This is a genomic window from Undibacterium sp. TJN25, assembly GCF_049339885.1.
Classification (GTDB): Bacteria; Pseudomonadota; Gammaproteobacteria; order Burkholderiales; family Burkholderiaceae_D; genus Undibacterium.
Genome location: NZ_JBMPPM010000007.1, coordinates 230,550 through 253,654 on the forward strand (window position 1 = coordinate 230,550; position 23,105 = coordinate 253,654).

General features: G+C 60.2%; 21 protein-coding genes. 10 read left to right on the forward strand and 11 right to left on the reverse strand.

The genetic code is table 11. The features are described 5' to 3' along the window. Positions 1-46 precede the first annotated feature (46 nt). Both ACO0LO_RS19115 and ACO0LO_RS19120 read left to right on the forward strand, forming a co-directional pair. Positions 47-1,630 (forward strand): AMP-binding protein, encoded by a 1,584-nt coding sequence (locus ACO0LO_RS19115; protein ID WP_422966345.1) that lies wholly within the window; start codon positions 47-49, stop codon positions 1,628-1,630. Further along, entirely contained in the window at positions 1,627-2,811 is a 1,185-nt protein-coding gene (locus tag ACO0LO_RS19120) for a lipid-transfer protein (protein ID WP_422966347.1), read from the forward strand. Before ACO0LO_RS19115 ends, ACO0LO_RS19120 begins: the two co-directional genes overlap by 4 nt. Before the next feature lie 23 nt (positions 2,812-2,834). Here ACO0LO_RS19120 and ACO0LO_RS19125 read toward each other — a convergent pair whose 3' ends face one another. Next, the gene (locus tag ACO0LO_RS19125) at positions 2,835-3,809 is read right to left on the reverse strand and encodes a LytTR family DNA-binding domain-containing protein (RefSeq protein ID WP_422966349.1); all 975 of its coding nucleotides are present in this window, start codon (positions 3,807-3,809) and stop codon (positions 2,835-2,837) included. A 156-nt stretch (positions 3,810-3,965) separates the two neighbouring features. On the opposite strand from ACO0LO_RS19125, the gene ACO0LO_RS19130 reads away from it, so the two are divergent. Further along, the gene (locus ACO0LO_RS19130) at positions 3,966-5,213 is read left to right on the forward strand and encodes an acyltransferase family protein (protein WP_422966351.1); all 1,248 of its coding nucleotides are present in this window, start codon (positions 3,966-3,968) and stop codon (positions 5,211-5,213) included. Positions 5,214-5,401: 188 nt separating this feature from the next. Here ACO0LO_RS19130 and ACO0LO_RS19135 read toward each other — a convergent pair whose 3' ends face one another. Beyond that, positions 5,402-7,168, reverse strand: a complete 1,767-nt coding sequence (locus ACO0LO_RS19135; RefSeq protein ID WP_422966353.1) for an FAD-dependent oxidoreductase — start codon at positions 7,166-7,168, stop codon at positions 5,402-5,404. A 267-nt stretch (positions 7,169-7,435) separates the two neighbouring features. After that, positions 7,436-8,338, reverse strand: a complete 903-nt coding sequence (locus ACO0LO_RS19140; protein ID WP_422966355.1) for a LysR substrate-binding domain-containing protein — start codon at positions 8,336-8,338, stop codon at positions 7,436-7,438. Between the two features lie 190 nt (positions 8,339-8,528). Between ACO0LO_RS19140 and ACO0LO_RS19145 the strand changes: the two genes are divergently transcribed. Further along, positions 8,529-9,287 (forward strand): SDR family oxidoreductase, encoded by a 759-nt coding sequence (locus tag ACO0LO_RS19145; RefSeq protein WP_422966357.1) that lies wholly within the window; start codon positions 8,529-8,531, stop codon positions 9,285-9,287. Between the two features lie 102 nt (positions 9,288-9,389). Here ACO0LO_RS19145 and ACO0LO_RS19150 read toward each other — a convergent pair whose 3' ends face one another. Further along, complete coding sequence (locus ACO0LO_RS19150) at positions 9,390-9,710, reverse strand: hypothetical protein (protein WP_422966359.1); 321 nt, start codon at positions 9,708-9,710, stop codon at positions 9,390-9,392. A 172-nt stretch (positions 9,711-9,882) separates the two neighbouring features. Continuing rightward, positions 9,883-10,704, reverse strand: coding sequence for a metal-dependent hydrolase (locus ACO0LO_RS19155; RefSeq protein ID WP_422966361.1), 822 nt, complete (start codon positions 10,702-10,704; stop codon positions 9,883-9,885). 129 nt (positions 10,705-10,833) lie between these two features. Here ACO0LO_RS19155 and ACO0LO_RS19160 point away from each other — a divergent pair, with 129 nt between their 5' ends. After that, entirely contained in the window at positions 10,834-11,445 is a 612-nt protein-coding gene (locus ACO0LO_RS19160; RefSeq protein ID WP_422966363.1) for a TetR/AcrR family transcriptional regulator, read from the forward strand. Between the two features lie 25 nt (positions 11,446-11,470). On the opposite strand, the gene ACO0LO_RS19165 is transcribed toward ACO0LO_RS19160, so the two are convergent. Together ACO0LO_RS19165 and ACO0LO_RS19170 are read right to left on the reverse strand one after the other, a co-directional pair. Continuing rightward, positions 11,471-11,896, reverse strand: a complete 426-nt coding sequence (locus ACO0LO_RS19165; protein WP_422966365.1) for a hypothetical protein — start codon at positions 11,894-11,896, stop codon at positions 11,471-11,473. 40 nt (positions 11,897-11,936) lie between these two features. Next, positions 11,937-12,713 carry an SDR family NAD(P)-dependent oxidoreductase gene (locus ACO0LO_RS19170; RefSeq protein WP_422966366.1) on the reverse strand — a complete coding sequence of 259 codons (777 nt, stop codon included), beginning with the start codon at positions 12,711-12,713 and terminating at the stop codon, positions 11,937-11,939. Positions 12,714-12,954: 241 nt separating this feature from the next. Here ACO0LO_RS19170 and ACO0LO_RS19175 point away from each other — a divergent pair, with 241 nt between their 5' ends. Then, positions 12,955-13,557, forward strand: a complete 603-nt coding sequence (locus ACO0LO_RS19175) for a hypothetical protein (RefSeq protein WP_422966368.1) — start codon at positions 12,955-12,957, stop codon at positions 13,555-13,557. On the opposite strand, the gene ACO0LO_RS19180 is transcribed toward ACO0LO_RS19175, so the two are convergent. Continuing rightward, complete coding sequence (locus ACO0LO_RS19180; RefSeq protein WP_422966370.1) at positions 13,442-14,134, reverse strand: M24 family metallopeptidase; 693 nt, start codon at positions 14,132-14,134, stop codon at positions 13,442-13,444. The genes ACO0LO_RS19175 and ACO0LO_RS19180 overlap by 116 nt on opposite strands. 278 nt (positions 14,135-14,412) lie before the next feature. Between ACO0LO_RS19180 and ACO0LO_RS19185 the strand changes: the two genes are divergently transcribed. Together ACO0LO_RS19185 and ACO0LO_RS19190 are read left to right on the forward strand one after the other, a co-directional pair. Continuing rightward, complete coding sequence (locus tag ACO0LO_RS19185) at positions 14,413-15,381, forward strand: GlxA family transcriptional regulator (protein WP_422966372.1); 969 nt, start codon at positions 14,413-14,415, stop codon at positions 15,379-15,381. Between the two features lie 116 nt (positions 15,382-15,497). Continuing rightward, entirely contained in the window at positions 15,498-17,264 is a 1,767-nt protein-coding gene (locus ACO0LO_RS19190) for a PAS domain-containing sensor histidine kinase (protein ID WP_422966374.1), read from the forward strand. An 81-nt stretch (positions 17,265-17,345) separates the two neighbouring features. Here the strand turns inward: ACO0LO_RS19190 and mdeB are convergent, their stop codons facing one another. Then, on the reverse strand, positions 17,346-20,036 hold the full coding sequence (gene mdeB, locus ACO0LO_RS19195; protein ID WP_422966376.1) for an alpha-ketoglutarate dehydrogenase: 2,691 nt from the start codon (positions 20,034-20,036) through the stop codon (positions 17,346-17,348). 211 nt (positions 20,037-20,247) lie between these two features. Next, positions 20,248-21,318: a 1-aminocyclopropane-1-carboxylate deaminase gene (locus ACO0LO_RS19200; RefSeq protein ID WP_422966378.1), complete on the reverse strand. Its 1,071-nt coding sequence runs from the start codon at positions 21,316-21,318 to the stop codon at positions 20,248-20,250. Between the two features lie 147 nt (positions 21,319-21,465). On the opposite strand from ACO0LO_RS19200, the gene ACO0LO_RS19205 reads away from it, so the two are divergent. Beyond that, complete coding sequence (locus ACO0LO_RS19205; protein WP_422966380.1) at positions 21,466-21,948, forward strand: Lrp/AsnC family transcriptional regulator; 483 nt, start codon at positions 21,466-21,468, stop codon at positions 21,946-21,948. A 509-nt stretch (positions 21,949-22,457) separates the two neighbouring features. Next, complete coding sequence (locus tag ACO0LO_RS19210) at positions 22,458-22,757, forward strand: hypothetical protein (RefSeq protein WP_394779092.1); 300 nt, start codon at positions 22,458-22,460, stop codon at positions 22,755-22,757. Between the two features lie 110 nt (positions 22,758-22,867). Here ACO0LO_RS19210 and ACO0LO_RS19215 read toward each other — a convergent pair whose 3' ends face one another. Further along, positions 22,868-23,032, reverse strand: a complete 165-nt coding sequence (locus tag ACO0LO_RS19215) for a hypothetical protein (protein WP_422966382.1) — start codon at positions 23,030-23,032, stop codon at positions 22,868-22,870. Positions 23,033-23,105 lie beyond the last annotated feature (73 nt).

Sequence of the window (23,105 nt, forward strand, 5' to 3'; positions counted from 1 at the left end):
ACACATGCAGGCAAGCAGCGTCCGGCCTTACCTATTGAGAAAAACCATGCGCTTGATTGACTACCTCGACAAAGGGGCGATGCTGGGCGGCGATGCGCCCTGCCTCACGATGAACGGGAAAGACCTGTCATACACCCAGGCGCAACGCCTGAGTTACCAGGTCGCCCGTGTGCTGCAAAGCCTGGGCGTACAGCCCGGCAACAAGGTGGCGGTACTGTCGGGGAATGACCCGGTGGCCTTTGCCTGCGTGTTCGGCATTTCACGCGCAGCCGCCGTGTGGTGCCCGATCAACCCGCGCAATGAGGCAGCCGAAAACCAGTTCGTGCTGGATGCCTTCGATTGCCAGTGCCTGCTCTTCCACAGCAATTATGCGGCGCTGGTGGAGCAGATCCGCCCTGCACTGCCCAAGCTGACGGCGCTGGTCTGCCTGGACCGAACCATGCCCTATGCGTCGTCGCTAGACCAATACCTGCACGACGCCGGCGCAGAGCCGCTGGACGTGGCGCCCGTGGACGACGTGGCGATGATCGCCGGCACCGGCGGCACGACCGGCTCGCCCAAGGGCGTGATGCTATCCGGCGGGAACCTTGAAAGCATGTCGGCGCTGACGCTGATGGGCTACCCGTTCAATGGCCGCCCCGTCTACCTGGCGCTGGCGCCGCTGACGCATGCGGCCGGCGTACTGTGCCTGCCGGTGATGGCGCTGGGCGGGCGCGTGGTCATCATGCCCAAGCCGGACCTGGGCGAATTCCTGCGGTTGATCGCCCACTATGGCGTGACCCATACTTTTTTGCCGCCGACACTGATCTACATGCTGCTGCAGCATGAGCTGCTGGCCGCCAGCGACCTGAGTTCGCTGCAATGCTTCTGGTACGGCGCCGCGCCTATCGCCGCCGCGCGGCTGGAAGAAGCATTGCACAAGATAGGCCCGGTCATGGCGCAGCTGTTCGGCCAGACCGAAGCGCCGATGATGATTTCCATGATGGCGCCCGCCGACCATTTCAATACAGACGGCTCCATCGCGCGCCACCGGCTGACCTCCGCCGGCCGCCCCGGCCCGCTGGTGCAATGCAGCGTGATGGACGACAAGGGCACGCTGCTACCGCAGGGCGAAACCGGCGAGATCGTCGTGCGCGGCTCGCTGGTGATGCTGGGTTATTACAAGGACCAGAAGGCGACGCGGGAAGTATCCCGCTTCGGCTGGCATCATACCGGCGACATCGGCTACCTGGATGACGAAGGTTTCCTGCATATCGTGGACCGCGCCAAGGACATGATCATCAGCGGCGGCTTCAATGTGTATTCGGTGGAAGTGGAGCAGGTATTGATGCAGCACCCGGACGTGCAGGACAGCGCCGTCATCGGTCTGCCGGATGAAAAATGGGGTGAACGTGTAGTCGCCGTACTGCAGCTGCATGCCGGCCGGCAGGTGCAGGCCGACGATATTAAGGCCTTCGTCAAGGCCCGCATCGGCAGTGTGAAATCGCCGAAGCAGGTGGAAATCTGGGCCGACCTGCCGCGCTCCAAGGTTGGCAAGGTGCTCAAGAAAGAAATTCGCGCAACGATGCTGGACAATAAGCCAGTCCCATCATCTGCGTCTGCATCCATATCCGCAGGAGAAAAAGCATGACGCATCCAGTCTTCGTCGCCGGTGTCGGCATGATCCCGTTTGCCAAACCCGGCGCCAGCGATCCCTACCCATTGATGGCGGCCGCCGCAGGCCGCCAGGCGCTGGCCGATGCCGGGCTGGAATACGCCGCCATCCAGCAAGCCTATGTGGGTTATGTGTATGGCGATTCCACCGCCGGCCAGAAAGCGCTGTACCCGCTGGGCATGACAGGCATCCCTGTCTTCAATGTCAACAATAACTGCTCCACCGGTTCCACCGCGCTGTTCCTGGCGCGCCAGGCCATCAGCAGCGGCGCCGCCGATTGCGTGCTGGCGCTGGGCTTTGAGCAGATGAACCCGGGCGCGCTGGGCACGGTCTTCCACGACAGACCCAGCCCGTTTGAAGATTTCGACCGCGAGGCGGAAGCGCTGGTCGGCATGCCGGAGCTGCCGCTGGCGCTGCGCTACTTCGGCGGTGCGGGCCTCTCCCACATGCAGAAATACGGCACGCCGCTGGAAAGTTTTGCCAAGGTGCGCGCCAAGGCAAGCCGCCATGCGGCGCGCAACCCGCTGGCACTGCTGCGCAAGGAACTCAGCGTGGACGACGTAATGAACGCGCCCATGCTGTGGCCCGGCGTGCTGACCCGGCTGATGGCCTGCCCGCCCACCTGCGGCGCGGCAGCCGCTGTGCTGGTATCGGAACGCTATGCCAAAGCCCACGGCCTGCGCCTGGACGTGCGCATCGCCGCGCAGGCCATGACGACAGACCGGCCCGACACGCTGGACAGCCACGACATGATGAACCTGGTCGGCTACAGCATGAGCAGCGCCGCCGCACGCCAGGTATACGAACAGGCAGGGATAGGCCCGCAAGACCTGGACGTGGTGGAACTGCATGACTGCTTTGCGCAGAACGAGCTGATCAGCTACGAAGCCCTGGGCCTGTGTCCGCCCGGCGGCGCACAGCAGTTCATCGATGATGGCGACAATACCTACGGCGGCAAGGTCGTGACCAACCCTTCCGGCGGCCTGCTGTCCAAGGGCCACCCACTGGGCGCAACCGGCCTGGCGCAATGCTATGAACTGACGCACCAGTTGCGCGGCACCGCGCAAGACAGGCAGGTAGCCAACGCCCGCATAGGCTTGCAGCACAACCTGGGGCTGGGCGGGGCTTGTGTAGTAACGCTGTACCAGGCGCAGTGATAACAGGGATGCGGTAAAACCGCTCAGGCGCCCGACATCTTGCGCAGGTTATCGCGGTAGCGGCGGCTGATCGGCACCTGGCTGCCGTCGCGCATGGTGGCGCGGGCGTCGCCGGAATCCAGCGGCACGATCTCCTGCACGTAATCCAGGTTAACGATGTAGCTGCGGTGCACGCGCACGAAGCGGCTGGCATCCAGCCGGCTTTCTATCGCCGCCATGGTCGAGCGTAGCGGGTAGTCATGCGCCCTCACCCGCAGGTTCACATAATTGCCCCAGGCTTGCAGCCACTCTACCTCGGCCGCGGGCAGCAGGAATTCCTTGCCGAGCTTGCGCACGAGGAAGCGTTCCGGATGTTCTATCGGCTCCACCGGAGGGCCGGATTCGGGCGCGGCCAGCAGGCTGGCTTCGCCTTGCAGCCGCAACAGCAATAGCCGGTATAGCGCAACCACGGCCAGGATGCCGACATAGGCACGCACATCCTTCAGGTATTCATAACCTGTCTCGCGCATCCACGCGCCGAAATCGTAGTCATAACCGGCCAGCAGGTACACCAGCTTGCGCAAGGCCACCATCGCCGTCACATGCACCAGGCAAAACACGACGCTGGCCGCGAGGTGCAGGCGCCAGTTTTGCCGCCATGTGGAAAACTGCAAGGGGTAGCGCCGCTCAAATGCCAGGATGGCCGGAATCAGCGCCAGCACGACCAGGTTGCTGCTCAGCTCCCATACCACAGGTTCCCAGGTGGCAAACCCCAAGCCGGCGCGGCGGATGTCCAGCCAGGTCACCAGGCTGTTCATCATTACTTCAAAGCAAAAGAAAACGATCCAGAAACCCGGCTCTACAATATGCCGCCACGGCTGGTAGCGCGCCAGCAGGTCGTTACCGGCAGGCACAGCGATGGACGTAGCGATGGACGCAGAAGCAGCGGGCACGGTGTCTGGAGGAGGTCCAGGGAAATCCGCTTCTGCGTCGAAAGTGGTGGGCTGATCGAGGTTCATCGCTGGATTTTACCTTTTCTGTCCCCTTTCGCCGCCGAATTTCGTCACTACCAGCCTCCGCCTGCCCCTTTTTACCCCCCTGTCGTCACATTTCGCAGCGCGGGGATGGGTGACGCCCTACATTGCGGAGGTCTTCCACCTTCCGGAGTTTCCGCCATGACCGGTTTTGCCGTGCAACAAAAAGCAAACATCAGACGCCACGATATTGATGCGCTGCGCGCGCTGGCCTTCGGCCTGCTGATCCTGTACCACCTTGCGATGGTCTACGTGCACGAGTGGGATTTCCATATAAAAAGCAGCTATCAATATGACTGGCTGCACTGGCCGATGATGTTCGTCAACCGCTGGCGCATGGACCTGATCTTCATGATCTCCGGCATGTCCACCGCGATGCTGTTGCAAAAAATGCAGCAAAACCGTTCTGGCACAGCGAACAGGCAGCCAGGCTTTTTCTGGCAAAGGACCAGCCGGCTGATCTTGCCGCTGCTGTTCGGCATGGCTGTGGTGGTGCCCATACAGCCGTATTGCCAGGGTGTCGCCAATGGGCTGGTGGCGCCAGGCTTCTGGCAATTTATGGCTCACTATTACAGCGGCTACCACTGGCCCGCGGGCGCGTTTGACGGCTGGCAATACGGCTTTACGTGGAACCACCTGTGGTATCTGGTGTACCTGTGGATCTATACCGCCGCGCTGCTGCTGGGCCGGCAGCTTGCCCGCATCCCCGTATTCGGCGAGATGGCGACGCGCTGGCGCGCAGCTTTCCTGGGCCTGCGCGGCTGGCAGCTGCTGGCCTTGCCTGCCGGTCTCATCTTCCTGTGGGCAGGCACGCTGCAGCTGGCTTATCCGGATACGCACGCCGTTGTCAACGACTGGTATGTGCACGCCAATTATTTCACGCTGTTTATTTTCGGCTGGTGGATGGGCGGCGACACTGCAATCTGGGCCGAGCTGGCCCGCCTGCGCAAACCGGCGATTGCCGCTGCGCTGGTGCTGTTCGTCGTCTACAGGGTCGTCGCCGATATGTTGCCCGACGAAGCGGCGGTGTGGCAATTGCTCACGGTATGGGCGCTGCGCTCGCTGTATGCCTGGAGCATGCTGTGCGCGCTGCTGGGCTGGGGCCATGCGCTGCTGAACCGGCCCTTCCGCTGGCTACCGTGGGCCAACCAGGCAGTGTACCCCTGGTACATACTGCACCAGAGCCTGATTATCCTGCTGGCTTACTGGCTGATCCCGCTGAAACTGGGCGGCGCGGTGGAGGCCTTGCTGGTGGGTGCGGGGACGGTTTTGGGATGCTGGCTGATTACATCGGGTGTGGTTGCCAGGGTGGGCTGGTTGGGGGTGTGTTTTGGGATGAAGAAGATGGGGCGGCCGGCTGTTGCAAGCTTTGAACGCGCTAAAGCCTAAACTCCGGCTGGAGTTAAATATGGGGGCATTCAAAAGCCAGTGATTCGCTCCCGGATTGCGCTGCGCTCCATCCAGGCTACTTTTCTCCCAGATTGAATTGCCGCGTCTGTTGGATATCCACGGATGTAGCCTGGGTGAAGCGCAGCGCAACCCGGGAAAACTTCCACGGGCCTACGCTTGTCAAGAGTCTACATCGCCGCAATAAAAGCATGTATCTGCGCCACCGCTGCCGCGCCCTCGCCCACTGCGGCCGCCACGCGCTTGGTAGAATTCCAGCGTACGTCGCCGATGGCGAAGACGCCGGGGGCGCTGCTTTCCAGCGTCGGTTTTTTGTTCGACACCGGGCCTTCAACGTCCGCCCCTGTCAACACGAAGCCCTTGTCGTTCAGTTGCACCGGGCACGTATGCAGCCAGCCCGTATTGGGGTCGGCGCCGACGAACAGGAAGACGTGGCGCACGGGCAGCGACTTGATGAGTTCTTCATTGCCGCCGCAGCGGCAGTGCACGCCCTTCAGGCTGACTTCATCGCCTTCAAAGGCGACGATCTCGGAGCGGGTGTGCAGCGTGACGTTGGGCAGCGAGCTGATCCTGTCGATCAGGTATTTGGACATGCTGGCTTCCAGCCCACCGGCGCGGATCAGCACATGCACGTGCGATGCAGATGAAGCCAGGAAAGCGATCGCCTGCCCGGCCGAATTGCCGCCGCCGACGACGACGATCTCCTCGCCCTTGCACAGCTTGGCTTCTATCGGCGAAGCCCAGTAATACACGCCGCGGTCTTCATATCTTTCCAGCTCTGGAATGGCAGGACGCCGGTACACGGCGCCGCTGGCGATGACCACCGTCCTGGTGGACACTCTGCTGCCGTTGAACAGTTCCAGTTGCATGGGCTTGTTGCCGCAATGCAGTGCCTTGATGCGGGTGGGGATGGCAACCCTGGCGCCGAATTTCTGCGCCTGTATGAAAGCCCGCGCCGCCAGCGCATTGCCGGAGATGCCAGTGGGGAAGCCCAGATAATTTTCTATCCTGGCGCTGGCGCCTGCCTGGCCGCCAGGCGCATGAAAATCAAACAGCGCCACCGACAAGCCCTCGGAAGCGGCATACACGGCAGTGGCCAGCCCAGCCGGGCCGGCGCCGACTATGGCGACGTCATAGATGGTGGCAGGATCGAATTCGGGAATCAGGCCCAGATGGGTTGCCAGCTGGCCCACGTCCGGAGCGCGCAGTATGCTGCCGTCCGGGCACAGCACCAGCGGAAAATCATCTTCCGTCGGCGCCAGCCTTTCCAGTAAGGCCACCGCATCCGGGTCGGAACGATTGTCCAGTACCGTGTGCGGATAGCCATTACGCTGCAAGAACCCCTGTAGCGGCAGCAGCCCGCTCTTGACGCTGCATCCCAGCAAGATGGGGCCGACACCCTTTTCTATCAGCGCGGCGCGCCGCAATATCAACGCCCGCATGATGCGCTCGCCCAGTTCTGCTTCCGCAGTCAGCAGCGTGCGCACGCTTTCCGGCGTGATGACCAGTGCCTCCACATCTTCCAGCACCAGCACGGAAGCAATGGCAGGCTTGTTGGACAGCTGGCCCACCTCGCAGATGAAGTGGCCGCTGCCGTGCTCAATGAGTACGGTCTCGCGGCCTATGCCGTCACGTACCAGCACGCGGAAGCGACCGCTGAGGATGACGAACATGCCGGGCGAGATATCGCCTATGCGGTACAGGTAGTCATCCTTTTTCCAGCAGGCACGGCTGCCGAACCTGTGCAGGCGAGAAACTTCCGCCGGCGTAAGATGCGGATACAGCTGGTGCTGCCGGTTTTCAAATTTGGAGAACGGCGCCTGCAAGGCCACTTCCGCCGGTGCAGCAGTGTCGACGGTGTCGGTGGCAGCGGAATTAGCCTCGGGCGACGCCACGAGTACGTCGTCATCTGACATGCCTGCAGGAATAGTGTGCATTTTGGTGCCTGGATTTGCGATGCGGTGGAAGTTCTGTGCCTGCGTCGGCGCTTGCGGTGATGTTACCCCATATTAGAGCCGATTTCACCTTCTCATCAGCAGACATTGCAGTCCCTCCCTCTAAATGGGGAGGCATTTGCCTCGAACTGTGAACTCCAGCTGCAAACAAAAATTGTCAGTAGCGAATACTTTAACCCTTGCATCGATAGCTGGTTGCTTTCTGCACATCGGGAATAACTATTCTCGCGACCATCCCAAGCAGGAGTTTCAATACGCCGGCGTCTCAAACCGCGCTGCAATCCAGTCGATGAACACACGCAGCCGGTTGCTCAGATGGCGGTTCGGCGGGTACACGACATAAAACGGATAAGGCGGCGGCGCCCAGTCTTGCAGGATGGGAACCAGCGCGCCGCTGGCGATATGCGCCTGCGCGGTATACGCAAAGGTGTGAATGATGCCCAGCCCCGCCAGGCCGGCGGCCAGGTGGGCATTGCTTTCATTGATGCCCACGGCGTGGTTGCCGGTGATCTCCAGCTTTTCTGCGCCGCGCGCAAACGGCATGGGCACTACCCGGCCGGTGCGGGCGGACAGGTAGTTGACGATGCGGTGCCCCTGCTCCAGTTCCCTGGGGTGCCGGGGCACGCCGAACTGCCGCAGGTAGGTCGGTGTGGCGCAGGTGACCCAGGGGGCCTTGCCTATCTGCCGCGCCACCAGCGACATATCCGTCAGCGCGCCGCCGCGGATCACGCAATCCACGTTGTCGCTGACCAGGTCCACATGGCGGTCGCTGACACCCAGATCCAGCTGTATATCAGGATAACGCTGCAAAAAATCCGGCAGCGCCGGGATGATGATGAGGCTGGCGACGGAAGAGCCGGTGTCCACGCGCAGGTGGCCGCGCGGCGTGCTTTGCGCGGCGCCGAAGCTGGTATCGACATCGCCCAGTTCTTTCAGAATACGCGCGGTTTTTTCATAATAGGCGGCGCCCTCCGGCGTGACGGTGACGCGGCGCGTGGTCCTTTGCAGCAGCTTGACGCCCACGTGCGTTTCCAGCGACTGGATCAGCTTGGTGACGGTGGCATTGGGCATTTGCAGCGAATCGGCGGCTTTGGTGAAAGTGCCTGCTTCCACCACACGCGCAAAGGCGCGGATTGCCAATAACTGGTCCATCTTGTCTCTCCGTCTGCAAAATGCATCGTACAGCGCCCCACACTACGATTATTCACACACATGAATAAAGTATTAGCGATCAGCTACTTTATTCAATAATAGGCCAGAAGTAAAGTGGCTCCGTCGTCTTCACCGACAGCAGAGCAACAAGCAAGACAGCGCTGCCATCACTCACATCAAAGGAATTATCATGAGCAAGAAACTGGAAGCCAAAGTAGCACTGATCACCGGCGGCACATCGGGCATAGGTCTGGCGTCAGCCCAGGAATTCGCCGCGCAGGGCGCCACCGTCTTCATCACCGGCCGCCGCCAGGCGGAGCTGGATGCGGCGATAGCCACGATTGCCGCCATCGGCGGTAAGGCCGTCGGCATCCGCAGCGATGTCTCCAGCATGGAAGACCTGGACCGCGTATATGCCGAGATCAAAGCCAAGGCCGGCCACCTGGATATTCTGTTTGCCAACGCAGGCGGCGGCGACATGCTGCCGCTGGGCGCGATCACCGAAGAGCATTTCGACCGCATCTTCAACAACAATGTGAAAGGCATGCTGTTCACCGTGCAAAAAGCGCTGCCTTTGCTGAAGGACGGCAGCTCCATCATCCTGACCTCGTCCACCACGTCTTCCAAGGGCACGGCCAATTTCAGCGTCTATAGCGCCAGCAAGGCCGCAGTGCGCAACTTCGCCCGCTCCTGGCTGCTGGACCTGAAGCCGCGCAACATCCGCGTCAACGCCATCAGCCCCGGCCCGGTGCGCACCCCCGGCCTTGGCGAACTGGTGCCGGAAGAACACCGCGAAGGCCTGTTCGCCCACCTGTCTACGCTGGTGCCGGTCGGCCGCCTGGGCGAAGCCAGTGAAATCGCCAAGGCGGCAGCCTTCCTGGCGTCTGACGACAGCAGCTTCATCAACGGCATAGAATTGTTTGTGGACGGCGGCACTGCGCAGATCTGAGACTAAGGCGCTTGCAGCAAAAAACGGCCCGCCGGCTTTCACGCTCGGCGGGCTGTCTTTTATACGAGTTTTCCCTTGGATGGGAGAGTGCAGGTTTGCAGATTACCTGTATTCAGGATTCTGCTTGCAGCCGGAATAGTCAGGGCTGCCACTTTGCTTGGTGGTGTCTGTAGGGCAATTGGTGTTGTTCGCGGGTTTTTTCTTGCCGGGCTTTTTGCTTTTTGTGGTTGCGTTGGTGGCTGTACTGGCACCCATGTTCGGATTCGTACTGGCCGCCTTATCGGCGGCGGAATGCGCGGTGTCCTGCTTGCCGACGTTGGCTTCGTTGCCGTTGTTTGACGACTGCGCTTGCGCAAGGCTTGAGAATACAAGCAGGGAACCGATGATCGTTGCGTTTACTGATGCAGATAAGAAATGCTTCATGCCAGTCTCCAGAAGTTTAAGAAAATGCCGGCATGACCGGCACTTCCTAAGCTTAGTTGATAGGCAACGAAAATGACACCGGAATCCTCCACCAACCACTGTAGGAAGGGATGAAGCAGCGACGTGGGTGCAACAGCGGGACAAGTTGCCCGGATACCATATCCGAACCGGCTTAGCCTGCCCCTACCCTGACGTATTTTTCTGCATTATCTTCCAGCCAGCGATGCGACAGCGTGCCGTCCTGCTGTTCCGGATGAAAATCCTTGCGGAAATATTGCTTCCACGGCTGGTAAGTCTGCCGTATCAAACCCTGCTTGCCGAACAGGAAGCCAGCCGCGCTGGACAGTGTGCTCCATTTCCACAGCGTGCCGTCATGCCGCAGATTGTTCAATGTCTGGCGCAGCACATCCGACAGGAAGATGAACGAGGTACGTCGGAACCAGGTGATGCGCCATGCATGGTCGCCGCCCAGCGCGTAATACAGGTCGAAGGCCGTGCTCTTGTGCTCTACCTCTTCCGCCGAATGCCACAGCCACATTGTCTGCAGCCGTCCTTCGCTGCCGGCCAACGCCTGCGGACGCTGCAACAGCCATTCGGCAAAGATGGCGGTGAAATGTTCGGTGGCAGCAGTAATTGCCAGGCAATGGCGCGGGTCGCTGCCGGCCATCAGTTTCATGCGCTCCGTCGCGCGGGTGGCCCAGGCATTGTGCAGACCCTGCTGTTCCAGATGCTCGTTGAACAGCGCATGAATGCGGCGATGGGTTGCCTCCTGGCCGATAAAGCCCTGCACCTGCGCCTGGAACTCCTGCTGTTTATCTGCCGGCAGCGCCGCCTGCGCAGCGCGTACCGCATCGATAAAGAATTGCTCGCCGACAGGAAAGCTCATCGACAGCGCATTGAAGAACGCCGAGCGAAAAGCATCGCCGCCGCACCAGTGGCGGTCGAAAGGCGCTTTCAGGTCGATCAATAAACGGCGGATGACGAGATTGCTCATGAGAACTCCTGCAAGGGTGCATCAATACTGTGGAACAGCTTTTAAAGCGCTCGGTACTGTCTCGTACCATTTGAATGATATTGCGCCGGATTTGTGGTACTGTCAAGTACCGACACGATTGTAAAAATCATGGATCACATTCAAACCGATAGCGAACACCTGCACCGCTTGCTGGACGGCATGGCCAACGCCGTTGCGGCCAGCGGCTATGCGGCCACGACAATTGCCGACATCGTCCGCTTGGCCGGCGTATCGCGCCGCACCTTTTATGAGCACTTTTCGACCAAGCAGGAATGCTTCATCGCCCTGTATGAAGCGGCGAGCCTGAATGCCTTGAAAGTCTTGCGCAACGCCATCGACCCTGCGCACGACTGGCACACCCAGCTGGAGCGGGCAATGAGCGCCTATCTGGGTTCGCTGGCGCAAAACCCGGTGCTGATGCGCACCCTGTTCATCGAGATCCTGGGCCTGGGCGAAGAAGGGCTGGCGGCGCGGCGGCGCATCAATGAAGAGATCGTCGCCTTCATGCTGAAGGTGGTCAACGGCCAGCAAAGCAGCCACGGGCCAGGTAAGCAACAGCCGCAGCAGCAGCAGCAGCCGGCTGTATTATCACCGGACATTGCCATGGCCCTTGTGGGCGGCATCAATGAGCTGGTGCTGCAGGCGATAGAACGCAAGCGCGTGGATAATTTGCAGGACATTGTGGCCCCGGCGTTGCTGCTGATAGGCGCCGTTACCTGAGCCGTCTTACCATTGCGGCGGCGATCTAGCGGGACAGCGTCACGCTGGCGCCGTAGCTGCGATCCTGCAGCAGGGCCGACAGCTTCTTCTGCGTATCCTGCCACTGCACTTCCGACGCCAGCGTCATCTGCATCAGCTTGAAAGTCCATTTTCTCGACGTCAGCCTGCTTTCACCGGCCGGCACCGTCGTGCCTGATGCGGACAAAGGCCCCGGCTGGCTCTGCGTCACCACTTCTTCGCTTTCCAGGAAATACAGGCCCGTACCGCGCACCGAGGCGGCAAACGCTTCCGCCTGCGACCGGCTCTGCATGACGAATACTGCATCCAGTTTGACCGGGTAACCCAGGTCTTTTGCGGTGCTGTCCAGGCCGTCATAGGAAGCCGCTACCGCTGTGGATGCAAAAGCGGCTGAGACTGCCATGCCGGCAATAAAGGGGAGAAGGCGCGCCATAGTCATCCTCAGCAGAAAAGCAGTCATTATAAGGTGCGCCTCAGGCCATAGGCAGCGCAACGCCAGACAGCCTGCGGTATTCGTCCAGCAGGCGCTGCTGCACCTGTATATCGCTGGCTGCCGCATCCACGGCCCAGCGCTTCATGTGGTAAAAATATTTCCCGGTGACCTTGGCCGCCGCGTCGTCGCTGCCGGCCAGCCATGCCTGCGTTACGGGCGCCGCCTGCATATCGTCCGGTGCGCCGCTGCCGCCCATCTTGGTGGGCACCCAGCCCGGCTCCAGCGAATTGCTCAGCACATCCGGCCATTTGCACGCCATCGCAAAGGCGAGGATCACATTATGCAGCTTGCTGTCGGCATAGGCGGCCGAGCCGCTCCAGCGCCGGCGCTCCCAGTTCAGGTCTTCCAGACTGGCATCCGCCCCCCGGTGCATGCCGGAACTGAGGTACACGAGGCGCCCGGGCTTGTGCATCAGCGCCGTCAGGATATACGGCGACAGCGAATTGACGGCAAACACATGCGACAACCCGTCCTCGGTTTCTATGCGCTGCGGCTCGCGGTAGCCCACGGCGGCATTGTGGATGACCGCATCGAAACTGCCGAGCCTGTTCAGCTGCGCTGCAAGTTCGGTTGTCTGCGCAATGCTGGCCAGGTCGCCGAAGACCGCTGCCTGCGCACCCGGCAGCGCATCCAGCGCCTGCTGCGCGCGCTGTTCGCTGCGGCCATGCAGCACTACGTGGTGGCCGGCGTCAATCAGCAGCTTTGCACACATCTGGCCCAGCCCGTCGGCAGAGCCGGAGATAAAAATACGTGACATCCTTGTTCCTTCCATGGTGAGCAGCAATGCCCACATCATGCACGCAAGCACCATCTTTGACGATGCCGTACAGGTTATTTCACTAGTGACTGGATTGCACGGGTCTGCCACCGGGTTTTAGCATTGCTGAACAACGCCAACAATTTCTTACAAAGCCGGCTGGCAGCGAAGCACTACCGTTACACGGCCATGTTTAAATCAGGCATCGTCAAGCATTTTCATGAAACTGAAGAGGTGATATATGGCCGGGTCCGTTTTTGCAGAAACCGAATTTTTCCTGCTGCTCTTCTTTTCCTTCATCGTGCCGTTTTGCCTGAATGCCTTCATGATGTGGAAAAAATCCATCTCGCGCACGACAGTGCTGGCTTCCGGCGTCATATTAATTGCGATCTCGGGCTTGAATATCCTGCTGTTGCAGCACCTGAAGACCATGGCCAGGGTTTCGCCATCGCTGTTCGACGACAGGATTTTTGCGTCCGAGATCTCGGTGGCGCTGTATGTGGTGCCGGCCGTCTTCGGCGGCATAGGGGTGAACCTGATCTCGCATATCCTGATCAGCCACCTGCGCGATGCCGAGAAAAAGTTTGACCGGGACGACAGGAGGAATGCGCGCTGGATGAACCGCAGGCGAGTGCGCGGGCCAAAAATCGCAGCAGGCGCAACAGGTACGGAAAGCACGGAAGGCGCAGCAACCGCGGCCACCGCGCTCCCGTCGCCGCTGTCCGTGCTTAGCCCTGTGCGTAACTCTCGTCGTCCAGCAGCATATCTTCAAAAAACGCGCCGTACGGTTTTTGCGGATGGCGCAGATGGATTTCCAGTATCCAGCGCATACTGGAAGGACTGATGTCGTAGTCGGCCAGCGAACCGGTGTGGATGGCCGCATGCGGGAAATCCGAAACGCGGTGGCCCGGCAGGTCGAAGTTCAGTTCCCAGCCCATGCCCTTTGCGGTCTGCTCTGCATATTGGTATAGCTGCTGGCCGGTGAGCTTGTCATTCTTCCAGACCTGGCGCACCGCGTGGAACAGCGCCTCTGCATCAGCGGCACAGCGAGCCTGCTCTTCATCCTGGCCGACGACGAACGAGGCGCCGCCGTCGCCTTCCCAGGCGTCGTAGCGCGGCGCGATGTCGATAAAAAAGATATCGTTCTTCTGCAGCACCACGCCGGGCACGGATGCCTGCTTCATCGGCTTGGTGGTATTGCTGCCGAAGCGCACGCGGGTCGGATGCCAGCTCAGGTTCAGGCCGGATTCGATCAGGATATTCCTGGCCATGGCGACCGCATCTTCCTCCACCATGCCGGGCCTGACCGCGGCGGCGATGTCGCGTATCGCCTGGCGGGTCTTGCCCCTGGCTTGCAGCATGCCTTCGACGGAAAAAGCAGGGCCTACGCGCTCGGCGGAGGTAAGTATCGTTTGTGTCATGGAAATCTCCCGGAAAATTAAAAATCAAAATGTCTTCTGTGCACACGCAGTATGGGAAATTCCTTGCCGAAGATGAAGCGCGGCGCCATGCGGAAAACGGACAGCGGGGGCCGGGTTTCTGCCAGCGTTGCAGATATGCGGAGGCCTTGTCCGGTAAACTGCCATCCGGCAGCGTTTTTCCGCCATGCGGGCACAGTGCGGGATAAAGCGGGGATGCAGCGTTAGCACAGCAGACCGTAGTGAGGTATTGTTAACACACTTCAACCCAGGTAGATCAAATGCCAACGCTTGCCATCCTTGTCTTCCCCGGCGTGCAGGCGCTGGACGTGTCCGGCCCGCTGGATGTTTTTTCCGAAGCCAACCGTTTCCTGACGCGCGAACACCAGTACCAGCTGGAAGTGCTGGGCACGGAACGCGGCATGATGCACTGTTCCAACGGCTTGCCGATTGCCGCGCACCGTCACTACAGCGAAGCGCTGGAAGCCTTTGACCTGATCCTGGTTGCCGGCGGGCCCGAGCTGCCCCGCCAGCCGCGCGATGAAGCGCTGTCTGCGTGGCTGCATGCGGCAGCACTGCGCAGCAGGCGTTACGGTTCCATCTGCAACGGCGCCTTCCTGCTCGGCCATGCCGGCCTGCTGGACGGCAAGACGGTGACCACGCATTGGAACGATGTTGCCGCCCTCGCCCGCCTGTTCCCGCACACCACGGTAGACGGCGACCGCATCTATCTGCAGGATGGTGACCTGTTTACCTCGGCCGGCGTCACTGCCGGCATCGACCTGTCGCTATACCTGCTGTCGCGCGACAGCGGTCCCGAAGTATCGCTGAACGTCGCCAAGCGCCTGGTTGTATTCACCCAGCGGCGCGGCGGGCAATCGCAGTTCAGCCCTTACCTGACGCCCTATGTGGAAGAAACCTCGCCGGTGAACGCAGTACAGCAGTATGTGCTGGCGCACCTGGAGCAAGAGCTGAGCGTGGACAGCCTGGCCGCCATCGTCGCGATGAGCCCGCGCAATTTTGCGCGCGTGTTTGCGCGCGACGCCAGGGTAACGCCGGCGGAGTTCATTGAAAGTGCGCGGATGGATGCCGCCCGCGCACTGCTGGAATCCACGCAGGAGCCGATCAAGCGGGTGGCACACCGCTGCGGCTTCAGCAACGTCAACCAGATGCGGGCGGTCTTTGTCAAACGCCTGGGCGTCACCGCGGCGCAGTACCGCACCAACTTCGAGGGTTTTAAGCAGGATTGATCCTGGCCTTCTCCCTGCATTGCAACAAAATCCCTGCCCCTGCTTTTCTTTTCCTGAAAAGTTAGTAGAATAGAAACGCGAATAAGAAGAAAAATCCTCAGTCCAGGAAAACCCACATGCTCGACTACCAAGCCTTGTTTGAAGCAACGCCCGGCTGTTACCTGGTGCTGGCGGTAGACCTGACCATAGTTGCCGTCAACGATGCCTACCTGAAGGCGACGCTGACGCAACGCGACGCCATCATCGGCCGCCCGCTGTTCGACGTCTTTCCCGACAATCCCGACGACATCAACGCCAATGGCGTCAGCAACCTGCGCGCGTCGCTGATGGCGGTGCTGAAATACAAAAAGCCCGACATCATGGCGGTGCAAAAATATGATATCCCGCTGCGCGACGGCAGCGGCTTTGAAGAACGCTACTGGAGCCCGGTCAATTCCCCCGTGTTCGGGCCTGACGCCGAAGTCAGCCTGATCATCCACCGCGTGGAAGATGTCACCGAGTTCATGCAGATCAACAAGCGGCGCGAAGAGCAGAACCGGCTGAATGAATCGCTGCACGAATCACTGAAAATCCGCGCCGACCAGGCAGAGGCGGAAATGTACCGCAATGTGCATGCGCTGCAGCAGACCAACAAGCAGCTCAACGCCTTGAATGAAGCCTGGTCGCAGCTGGCGGCCATTGTGGACGGCTCCGACGATGCGATCATCAGCGAGAGCCTGGAAGGCATTGTCATCAGCTGGAACATCGGTGCGCAGCGGCTGTACGGCTACCGCAGCGAGGAAGCGATAGGCAAGACCATGGCTTCGCTGACGGCGCCTGCCGGCCTGCGCAAGGAACGCCATGCGCACGAAATGCGCCTGCTGGACCGCATCCGCGAGGGGCAGCACATAGAGCATTTTGAATTGCAGTCGGCGCGCCAGGATGGCTCTGCGGTGAGCGTGTCGGTCACCATGTCGCCGATTGTCAGCATGCAGGGACAGATTATCGGCGCCTCCAAAATCGCGCGCGACATCACGCAGCACAAGATAGTGGAGAGAATGCTGCGTGAGCAAAGCGAGGAGATATCGAAGAAAAACGCACAGCTGGAAATCGCCAACAACATGAAGTCCGAATTTCTCGCGAACATGTCGCATGAGCTGCGCACGCCGCTGAATGCGATCATCGGTTTTTCTGCGGTGATGCGGGACGGCCTGCTGGGCCAGATGAGCACCGACCAGCGCGAGTACCTTGGCAATATCCACAGCAGCGGCGAGCACCTGCTATCGCTGATCAACGACATCCTGGACCTGTCCAAGGTGGAGGCCGGCAAGATGCGCATAGAGTTCGAGGCGATCGACGTCGCCTCGCTGCTGAGCCACACCATCTCCATCGTGGCCGAGAAAGCGGCAACGCAGCAGATGCGGCTGGACCTGGATGTCGCCGGCGTACTGCACGCTCAGCCTGAAGCGGTGCAGGCCGATTCCCGCATGCTCAAGCAGATGATGTACAACCTGCTGTCCAACGCAGTCAAGTTCAGCCATCCGGGCGGCAGGATACATGTCAGGGCCGACATCGTGCCGTCCTTCCAGGTCGGCACCTTCGATGCGCCTTCGGTATGGGCGTCGCTGCACATGCCTCTGCCGGGCGCGGCAGGAGAGCAATACCTGGCGCTGAGCGTGGAAGACCGCGGCATCGGCATTCCCGCCGCCAGCCTGGAAAAGCTGTTCCTGCCTTTCAGCCAGCTGGAAACCGGCATGCAGCGTAAATTCCAGGGCACCGGGCTGGGGCTGGCAATGGTGCGCAAGCTGGCGGAAATGCATGATGGCACCGTGGGCGTAGCCAGCGCCGAAGGGCAAGGCGCCTGCTTCATGATGTGGCTGCCGCTAAGGCCGCCTGCTTCCTGAAGACGCTTCCGGCACAAGTTTTTTTCTGCATAAAAATGGGTCCGCAAAGGCCCGCTCCCCTGCATTCCAGTCGCGTCGGTATTACATCGTGCCCAGCGACGATAGTGCGCTGATGCTATGGCCAATGCTGTGCTGCCCTCCCCGGCCTTCATCAGCATACACGGAAGCCAGGCATTTGAGCGCAGCCTGCACAATCGCTTGCGCATCGACCTCGAAATGTCGCCGCAGCGCCGCGCGCGTGTCGCTGCGACCAAAGCCGTCGGTACCCAGCGTGATGCATGGCCGGCCCGACGGCAGGAAGGCGCGTACCTGCTCGGGCACGGCGCGCACATAGTCTGTAGCGATGATGATGGGCCCTGCTGTCGGAGCCAGCTGCTGCGTCAGGTAGGGCTGGCACTGTTGCGCATCGCCATGCCGCCAGGCGGTTTCACAGGCGATACCGTCGCGCGCCAATTCGCTGAAGCTAGTCACGCTCCAGATGTCGGCGCCGATGTCCTGCGATTCCAGCATCTCCGCCGCGCGTATCACTTCGCCGAGGATGGCGCCCGCGCCCAGCAGCTGAACACGGCGCGGCGAAACCGAGGCGGATCTGCGGAAGCAGTACATGCCCTTGATCACCCCCTCATGCACTTCCGCCGGCAGCGACGGCTGCGCCGCATTTTCATTGACGACGGTGACGTAGTAGAACACATCCTTTTGCAGCTCCAGCATGTCGCGCATGCCGCGGTCGATGATGACGGACAGCTCGCCGGCAAAGGCCGGGTCGTAGGCCTTGCAGTTAGGGATGGTGGCGGCGATCAGGTGGCTGGTGCCGTCCTGGTGCTGCAAGCCTTCGCCTCCCAGCGTGGTCCGGCCAGACGTGGCGCCGATCAGGAAACCGCGCGGACGCTGGTCTGCCGCCGCCCAGATCTGGTCGCCGACGCGCTGGAAGCCGAACATCGAATAATAGATATAGAACGGCAGCGTCGCCAGGCCGTGCACGCTGTAGCTGGTGGCGGCAGCGGTCCAGCTGGCGATGGCGCCGGCCTCGGAGATACCCTCTTCCAGTATCTGCCCATCCAGCGCTTCGCGGTAGCTGAGCACCGAGCCTATGTCTTCCGGCGCATAGCGCTGGCCCACGCTGGAATAGATGCCGACCTGCTTGAACAGGTTGGCCATGCCGAAGGTGCGTGCCTCGTCGGCGACGATGGGCACAATGCGCGGCCCCAGCGCGGGATCTTTCAGCAGGCTGCCGAGCATGCGTACAAAGGCCATTGTCGTGCTCATTTCCTTGCCGTCAGCAGCCACTGCAAACTGCGCATACGCGGGCAAGGCAGGCACGGCGACGGTATCGCAGCGGCTGTCGCGCTGCGGCAGGTAGCCGCCCAGCTGCGCGCGCTGCCGGTGCAGGTATAACATCTCCGGGCTGGCGGCGTCCGGCTTGTAAAAACTGAGCGACGTGGCCTGCTCGTCGCTCAGCGGCAGGTTGAAACGGTTACGGAACTCCAGCAGGTCGGCGGCATCGAATTTCTTCTGGCTGTGCGTGGTCATCTTGCCCTGGCCCGAACTGCCCATGCCGTAGCCTTTCTTGGTGTGCGCCAGTATCACTGTCGGCTGGCCGCGATGCCGTGCCGCTGCATGGTAGGCAGCGTGGATCTTGACGAGATCGTGTCCGCCGCGCCGCAGCCGGTCTATCTGCTCATCCGTCATGCCCTGCGCCAGCCGCGCCAGTTCTTCATTCTGGCCGAAGAAGGTGTCGCGGTTGTAGCGGCCGTCCTTGGCGGCAAAGGTCTGCATCTGGCCATCCACGGTGTCGGCGAAGGCCCTGGCCAATGCGCCTGTGAGGTCGCGCGCAAACAGGCCGTCCCAGTCGGAGCCCCACAGCAGTTTGATGACGTTCCAGCCGGCGCCGGCAAACAGTTTTTCCAGCTCGTCGATGATGCGGCCGTTACCGCGCACCGGACCATCCAGCCGCTGCAGGTTGCAGTTGACGACCCAGACCATATTGTCCAGCCCTTCGCGCGCGGCCAGCGTCAGCGCGCTCATCGATTCCGGCTCGTCCATCTCGCCATCGCCGAATACGCCCCAGACCTTGCGCCTGGAGCAGTCAAGCAATGTGCGGTGCGTCAGGTAGCGCATGAAGCGCGCGTGGTAGATGGAGCTGATCGGCCCTATGCCCATGGAACCGGTGGGGAACTGCCAGAAATCGGGCATCAGGTAGGGATGCGGATAACTGCTGAGCCCCCTGGCGCCTGCAGCCGGGGCGGTCAGCTCCTGGCGGTAAAACGCCAGGTCTGCTTCGCTGAGCCGACCTTCCAGGAAGGCCCTGGCATAGACGCCGGGCGCGCTGTGGGGCTGAAAAAACACCAGGTCGCCGCCATGCCCGGCACCGTCGTCGCGCGCATGGAAGAAATGATTGAAGCCGACCTCGAACAGGTCCGCCGCGCTGGCATAGCTGGCGACATGGCCGCCCAGTTCGCCATACGCCTGGTTGGCGCGCACCACCATCGCCAGTGCGTTCCAGCGCATCAGCGACGCCAGCCGCTCTTCGGTCGCCAGGTCGCCAGGAAAAGCCGGCTGGCTCTCCACGGCGATGGTATTGACATAAGGGGTTTCCAGCGGCGGCTGCCAGCCTATGCGGTGGCGGCGCGCGAGAATAGCCAGTTCATCCAGTATCTGCCTGGCGCGGTCAGGGCCGTGCGCATTCAGCAGCGACTGGAAGGCGTCGCGCCATTCGGCGGTCTCTTCAGGGTCGATATCGGGCTCAATGTCGGAGATTGACTGCGCATCCATGCTTGTCCTTTAGCTTCCGGGCCGCCGCATGCACCCACGCGACGGCCCGGAAAAATTGTTCTGCTCCGGCCGCAGCCGAAAAAAATACCAGGCTTCAAACCCCGGCGCCTTCGTGATAGACAACGGTTGTTGACCACGAATATACCGGCGTCCTTTCAGATTGTAGTCCGCTACCGCTTGTCCCGTGGGAACGGACTACAACCTCGCCTCCCTACTCCTCGTAGCGCGCCGCCTTGGCCAGCGTCGTCAGGTTGGATTTGTCTTCAAAGGCCTTGTAGTAGGCATTCACCGCCGGTGCGCCGCCAAGGTGTACATACAGCACGTTGGCGCCTGCCGGGATATCCTTGCGCAAAGCCAGCTGGATCAGGCCGTCCATTGATTTTCCTTCGTACACAGGGTCCGTGATCATCGCTTCCAGCTCGGCCGCCTTGCGTATCGCCGCTATCGTGGATTCGCTCGGCAGCCCATAGCCGGGAGCGCTGAAGTCTGCATTGATCTCGATATCGCTGTCCTTGATGTCGGTGGCATGGCCGCCTTTGGCGCGGATCTGCTCTACCGTGCTGTGTGCGATCTTGCTGACCGCACGGCGTGTCATTGCCGCATCGTCCGCGGTATCGATGCCGATGATGCGGCGCTTTTTATCCTGGTGCGCAAAGCCGACCACCATGCCCGCCTGCGTGGAACCGGTGCAGGTGGCGACAACGATAGTGTCGAAGAACACGCCCATTTCCTTCTCTTGCGCGGCCACCTCGTCGGCAAAATTGGCATAGCCCAGACCGCCCAACGGATGGTCGGAAGCGCCTGCAGGAATCGCATACGGCTTGCCGCCTTTGGCGCGCACCGCTTCCATCGCGTTTTCCCAGGTGTCCTTGGCTGTGGTGGAATAGCCGTAGCCGGCCAGGATAGGATGGCCGCCCATGATGCGCGTGAGCAGGATATTGCCGACCTTGTCGTAGACCGGGTCTTCCCATTCGGCCCAGGTCTCCTGCACCGTATAGGCGTTCAGCCCCAGCACGGCCGCTACCGCCGTCACTTGCCGCGTATGGTTGGACTGCACGCCGCCGATCGACACCAGCGTATCGCAGCCCTGCGCAATGGCGTCAGCAGCCAGCCATTCCAGCTTGCGCACCTTATTGCCGCCGTAGGCCAGGCCGGAAGAAACATCGTCGCGCTTGGCATAGACGCTGACGCCCAGTTCCCTGGAAAGCCGTTCGCAACGGTGGATGGGTGAAGGAAAGAAACCGAGTTTGGTGCGTGGGAAGAAAGATTCTAGCGACAGCATGGCAGCTCCTGTGAGGTGGATATGATCTGAAACGACAGGAAAAATTATAGAAAACATCTACAAGAATAGGCTTCTTATTTATGCCACAATTAAAGACTCTTATTTCTATAATTTCCTCATCCTCAAATCAAATTTCCTGAATACATCATGAAAACAGAAGATTCTTCCAATTCCATAGACAAGACCGACCGCAAGCTGTTGAAGCTGTTGCAGGCGGATGGACGCATGTCGAATGCAGACCTGGCGGCGAAGGCCGGCCTCAGCGCTACCGCATGCTGGACGCGCACCAAACGGCTGCATGAAACAGGCCTGATCACCGGCACGCATGCGCGGCTGAACTATGCGCAGCTGGGTTATCCGGTGCTGGTATGCGTGGGGGTGGTGCTGGACAGGTCCACGCCGGAACTGTTCAAGAATTTTGAGCAGGAAGTGGCGAAGGTGGCGCAGATATCGGAATGCCTGCTGCTGGCGGGCGAATTTGACTACCTGCTGAAAATGCGGGTGAAGGATGTGGACGCGTTCAGCCGCATGCATGCGAAAACCCTGCTGAAGCTGCCCGGCGTGAGGCAACTCCGTTCTTTTTTCGTACTGAACGAATGCAAGATTGATGCACCCATGCCGCTGGAATAAGATGGCAAGAAGACGGTTGCTCCACGCAAATGCGCGGAGCTCAGCCGGCCGGCAGTATGCAATTTCGCAAATTTTAGTAAATTTCAGTCAATGCGCCCATCAGCCATCAGCAAACATCTAGAGAGAAACTGTTGTTTATATGTTGACAAATGAATCATTTTAGCGAGTTAATTGAATAAAACAATGTCAACTTCGGTTAACACATGTAAGCTTTGTGTAACTTATCTGTAAAGCAAGACTATCCGAATAATATATTTAGCCGGAATAGCCTCAGACTATGGGAAGAGCGGCGTGCAATAACGCTCTGCCACGTTTTATCCGTGCGCCAGCCCACCTAAACATTGTTCTGATTAATTTTACATTCTCTAACAATGTTCCGTAATCGGAACTTAGTAAATTGCAATATTGCATATACAATAAAAACGTTGATGCAGCGGCACAAAGCTAAATCAACAAGTTTTATCCAAGAGTAAACATCGACATATAGCGAGGCAATTATGACAACATTGATGGATCTTGATTCTGATGACATCAAGTACGATCCTAACCATCTGCTGGATACGCTGATCAAGCAACTGCATCTGAAAAATGATGCGGCACTATCCAGGGCACTGGAAGTCGCACCTCCGGTTGTCAGTAAAATCAGACATCGCCGCTTGCCGGTGGGCGCTTCCCTGCTGATACGCATGCATGAAATCAGCGACCTGAGCATTAAGGGATTGCGCGAGCTGATGGGTGACAGGCGGACCAAGTTCCGTATCAGCGATAAGCAGTTCAAGCCCAAGCAGGACGGCGCCGCTGCTCATTAAGTTGGGCTGATCTTTGGCGTGGAGGGACTGGTGCATTTACCGGTGCATCTATTGAGTTGGCAATTCTAAAATAGCCGCTGCAACCTGGGCGGATAGTACCGGTATTTGAATCAGTCCTGTTTCTGAAGTGCCTGCAGGCCTCCCGGCTTTGCATGCTGTTGTACCGCCGTCACAGCGGAATAACGGTCGTTTTTATAGGATAGCAGCGTCGCTGCCTCTCCACCCCGGCTCTTGCCGTCCTTCTCGCGATCGGCTGTCGCAGCCTGTTGTTGCAATTTAGTATTGCAACGCTCTTGCAATCACCTCTTGCCATCCATTATTGCCATCAACTATCAAGCAGATGCTGTC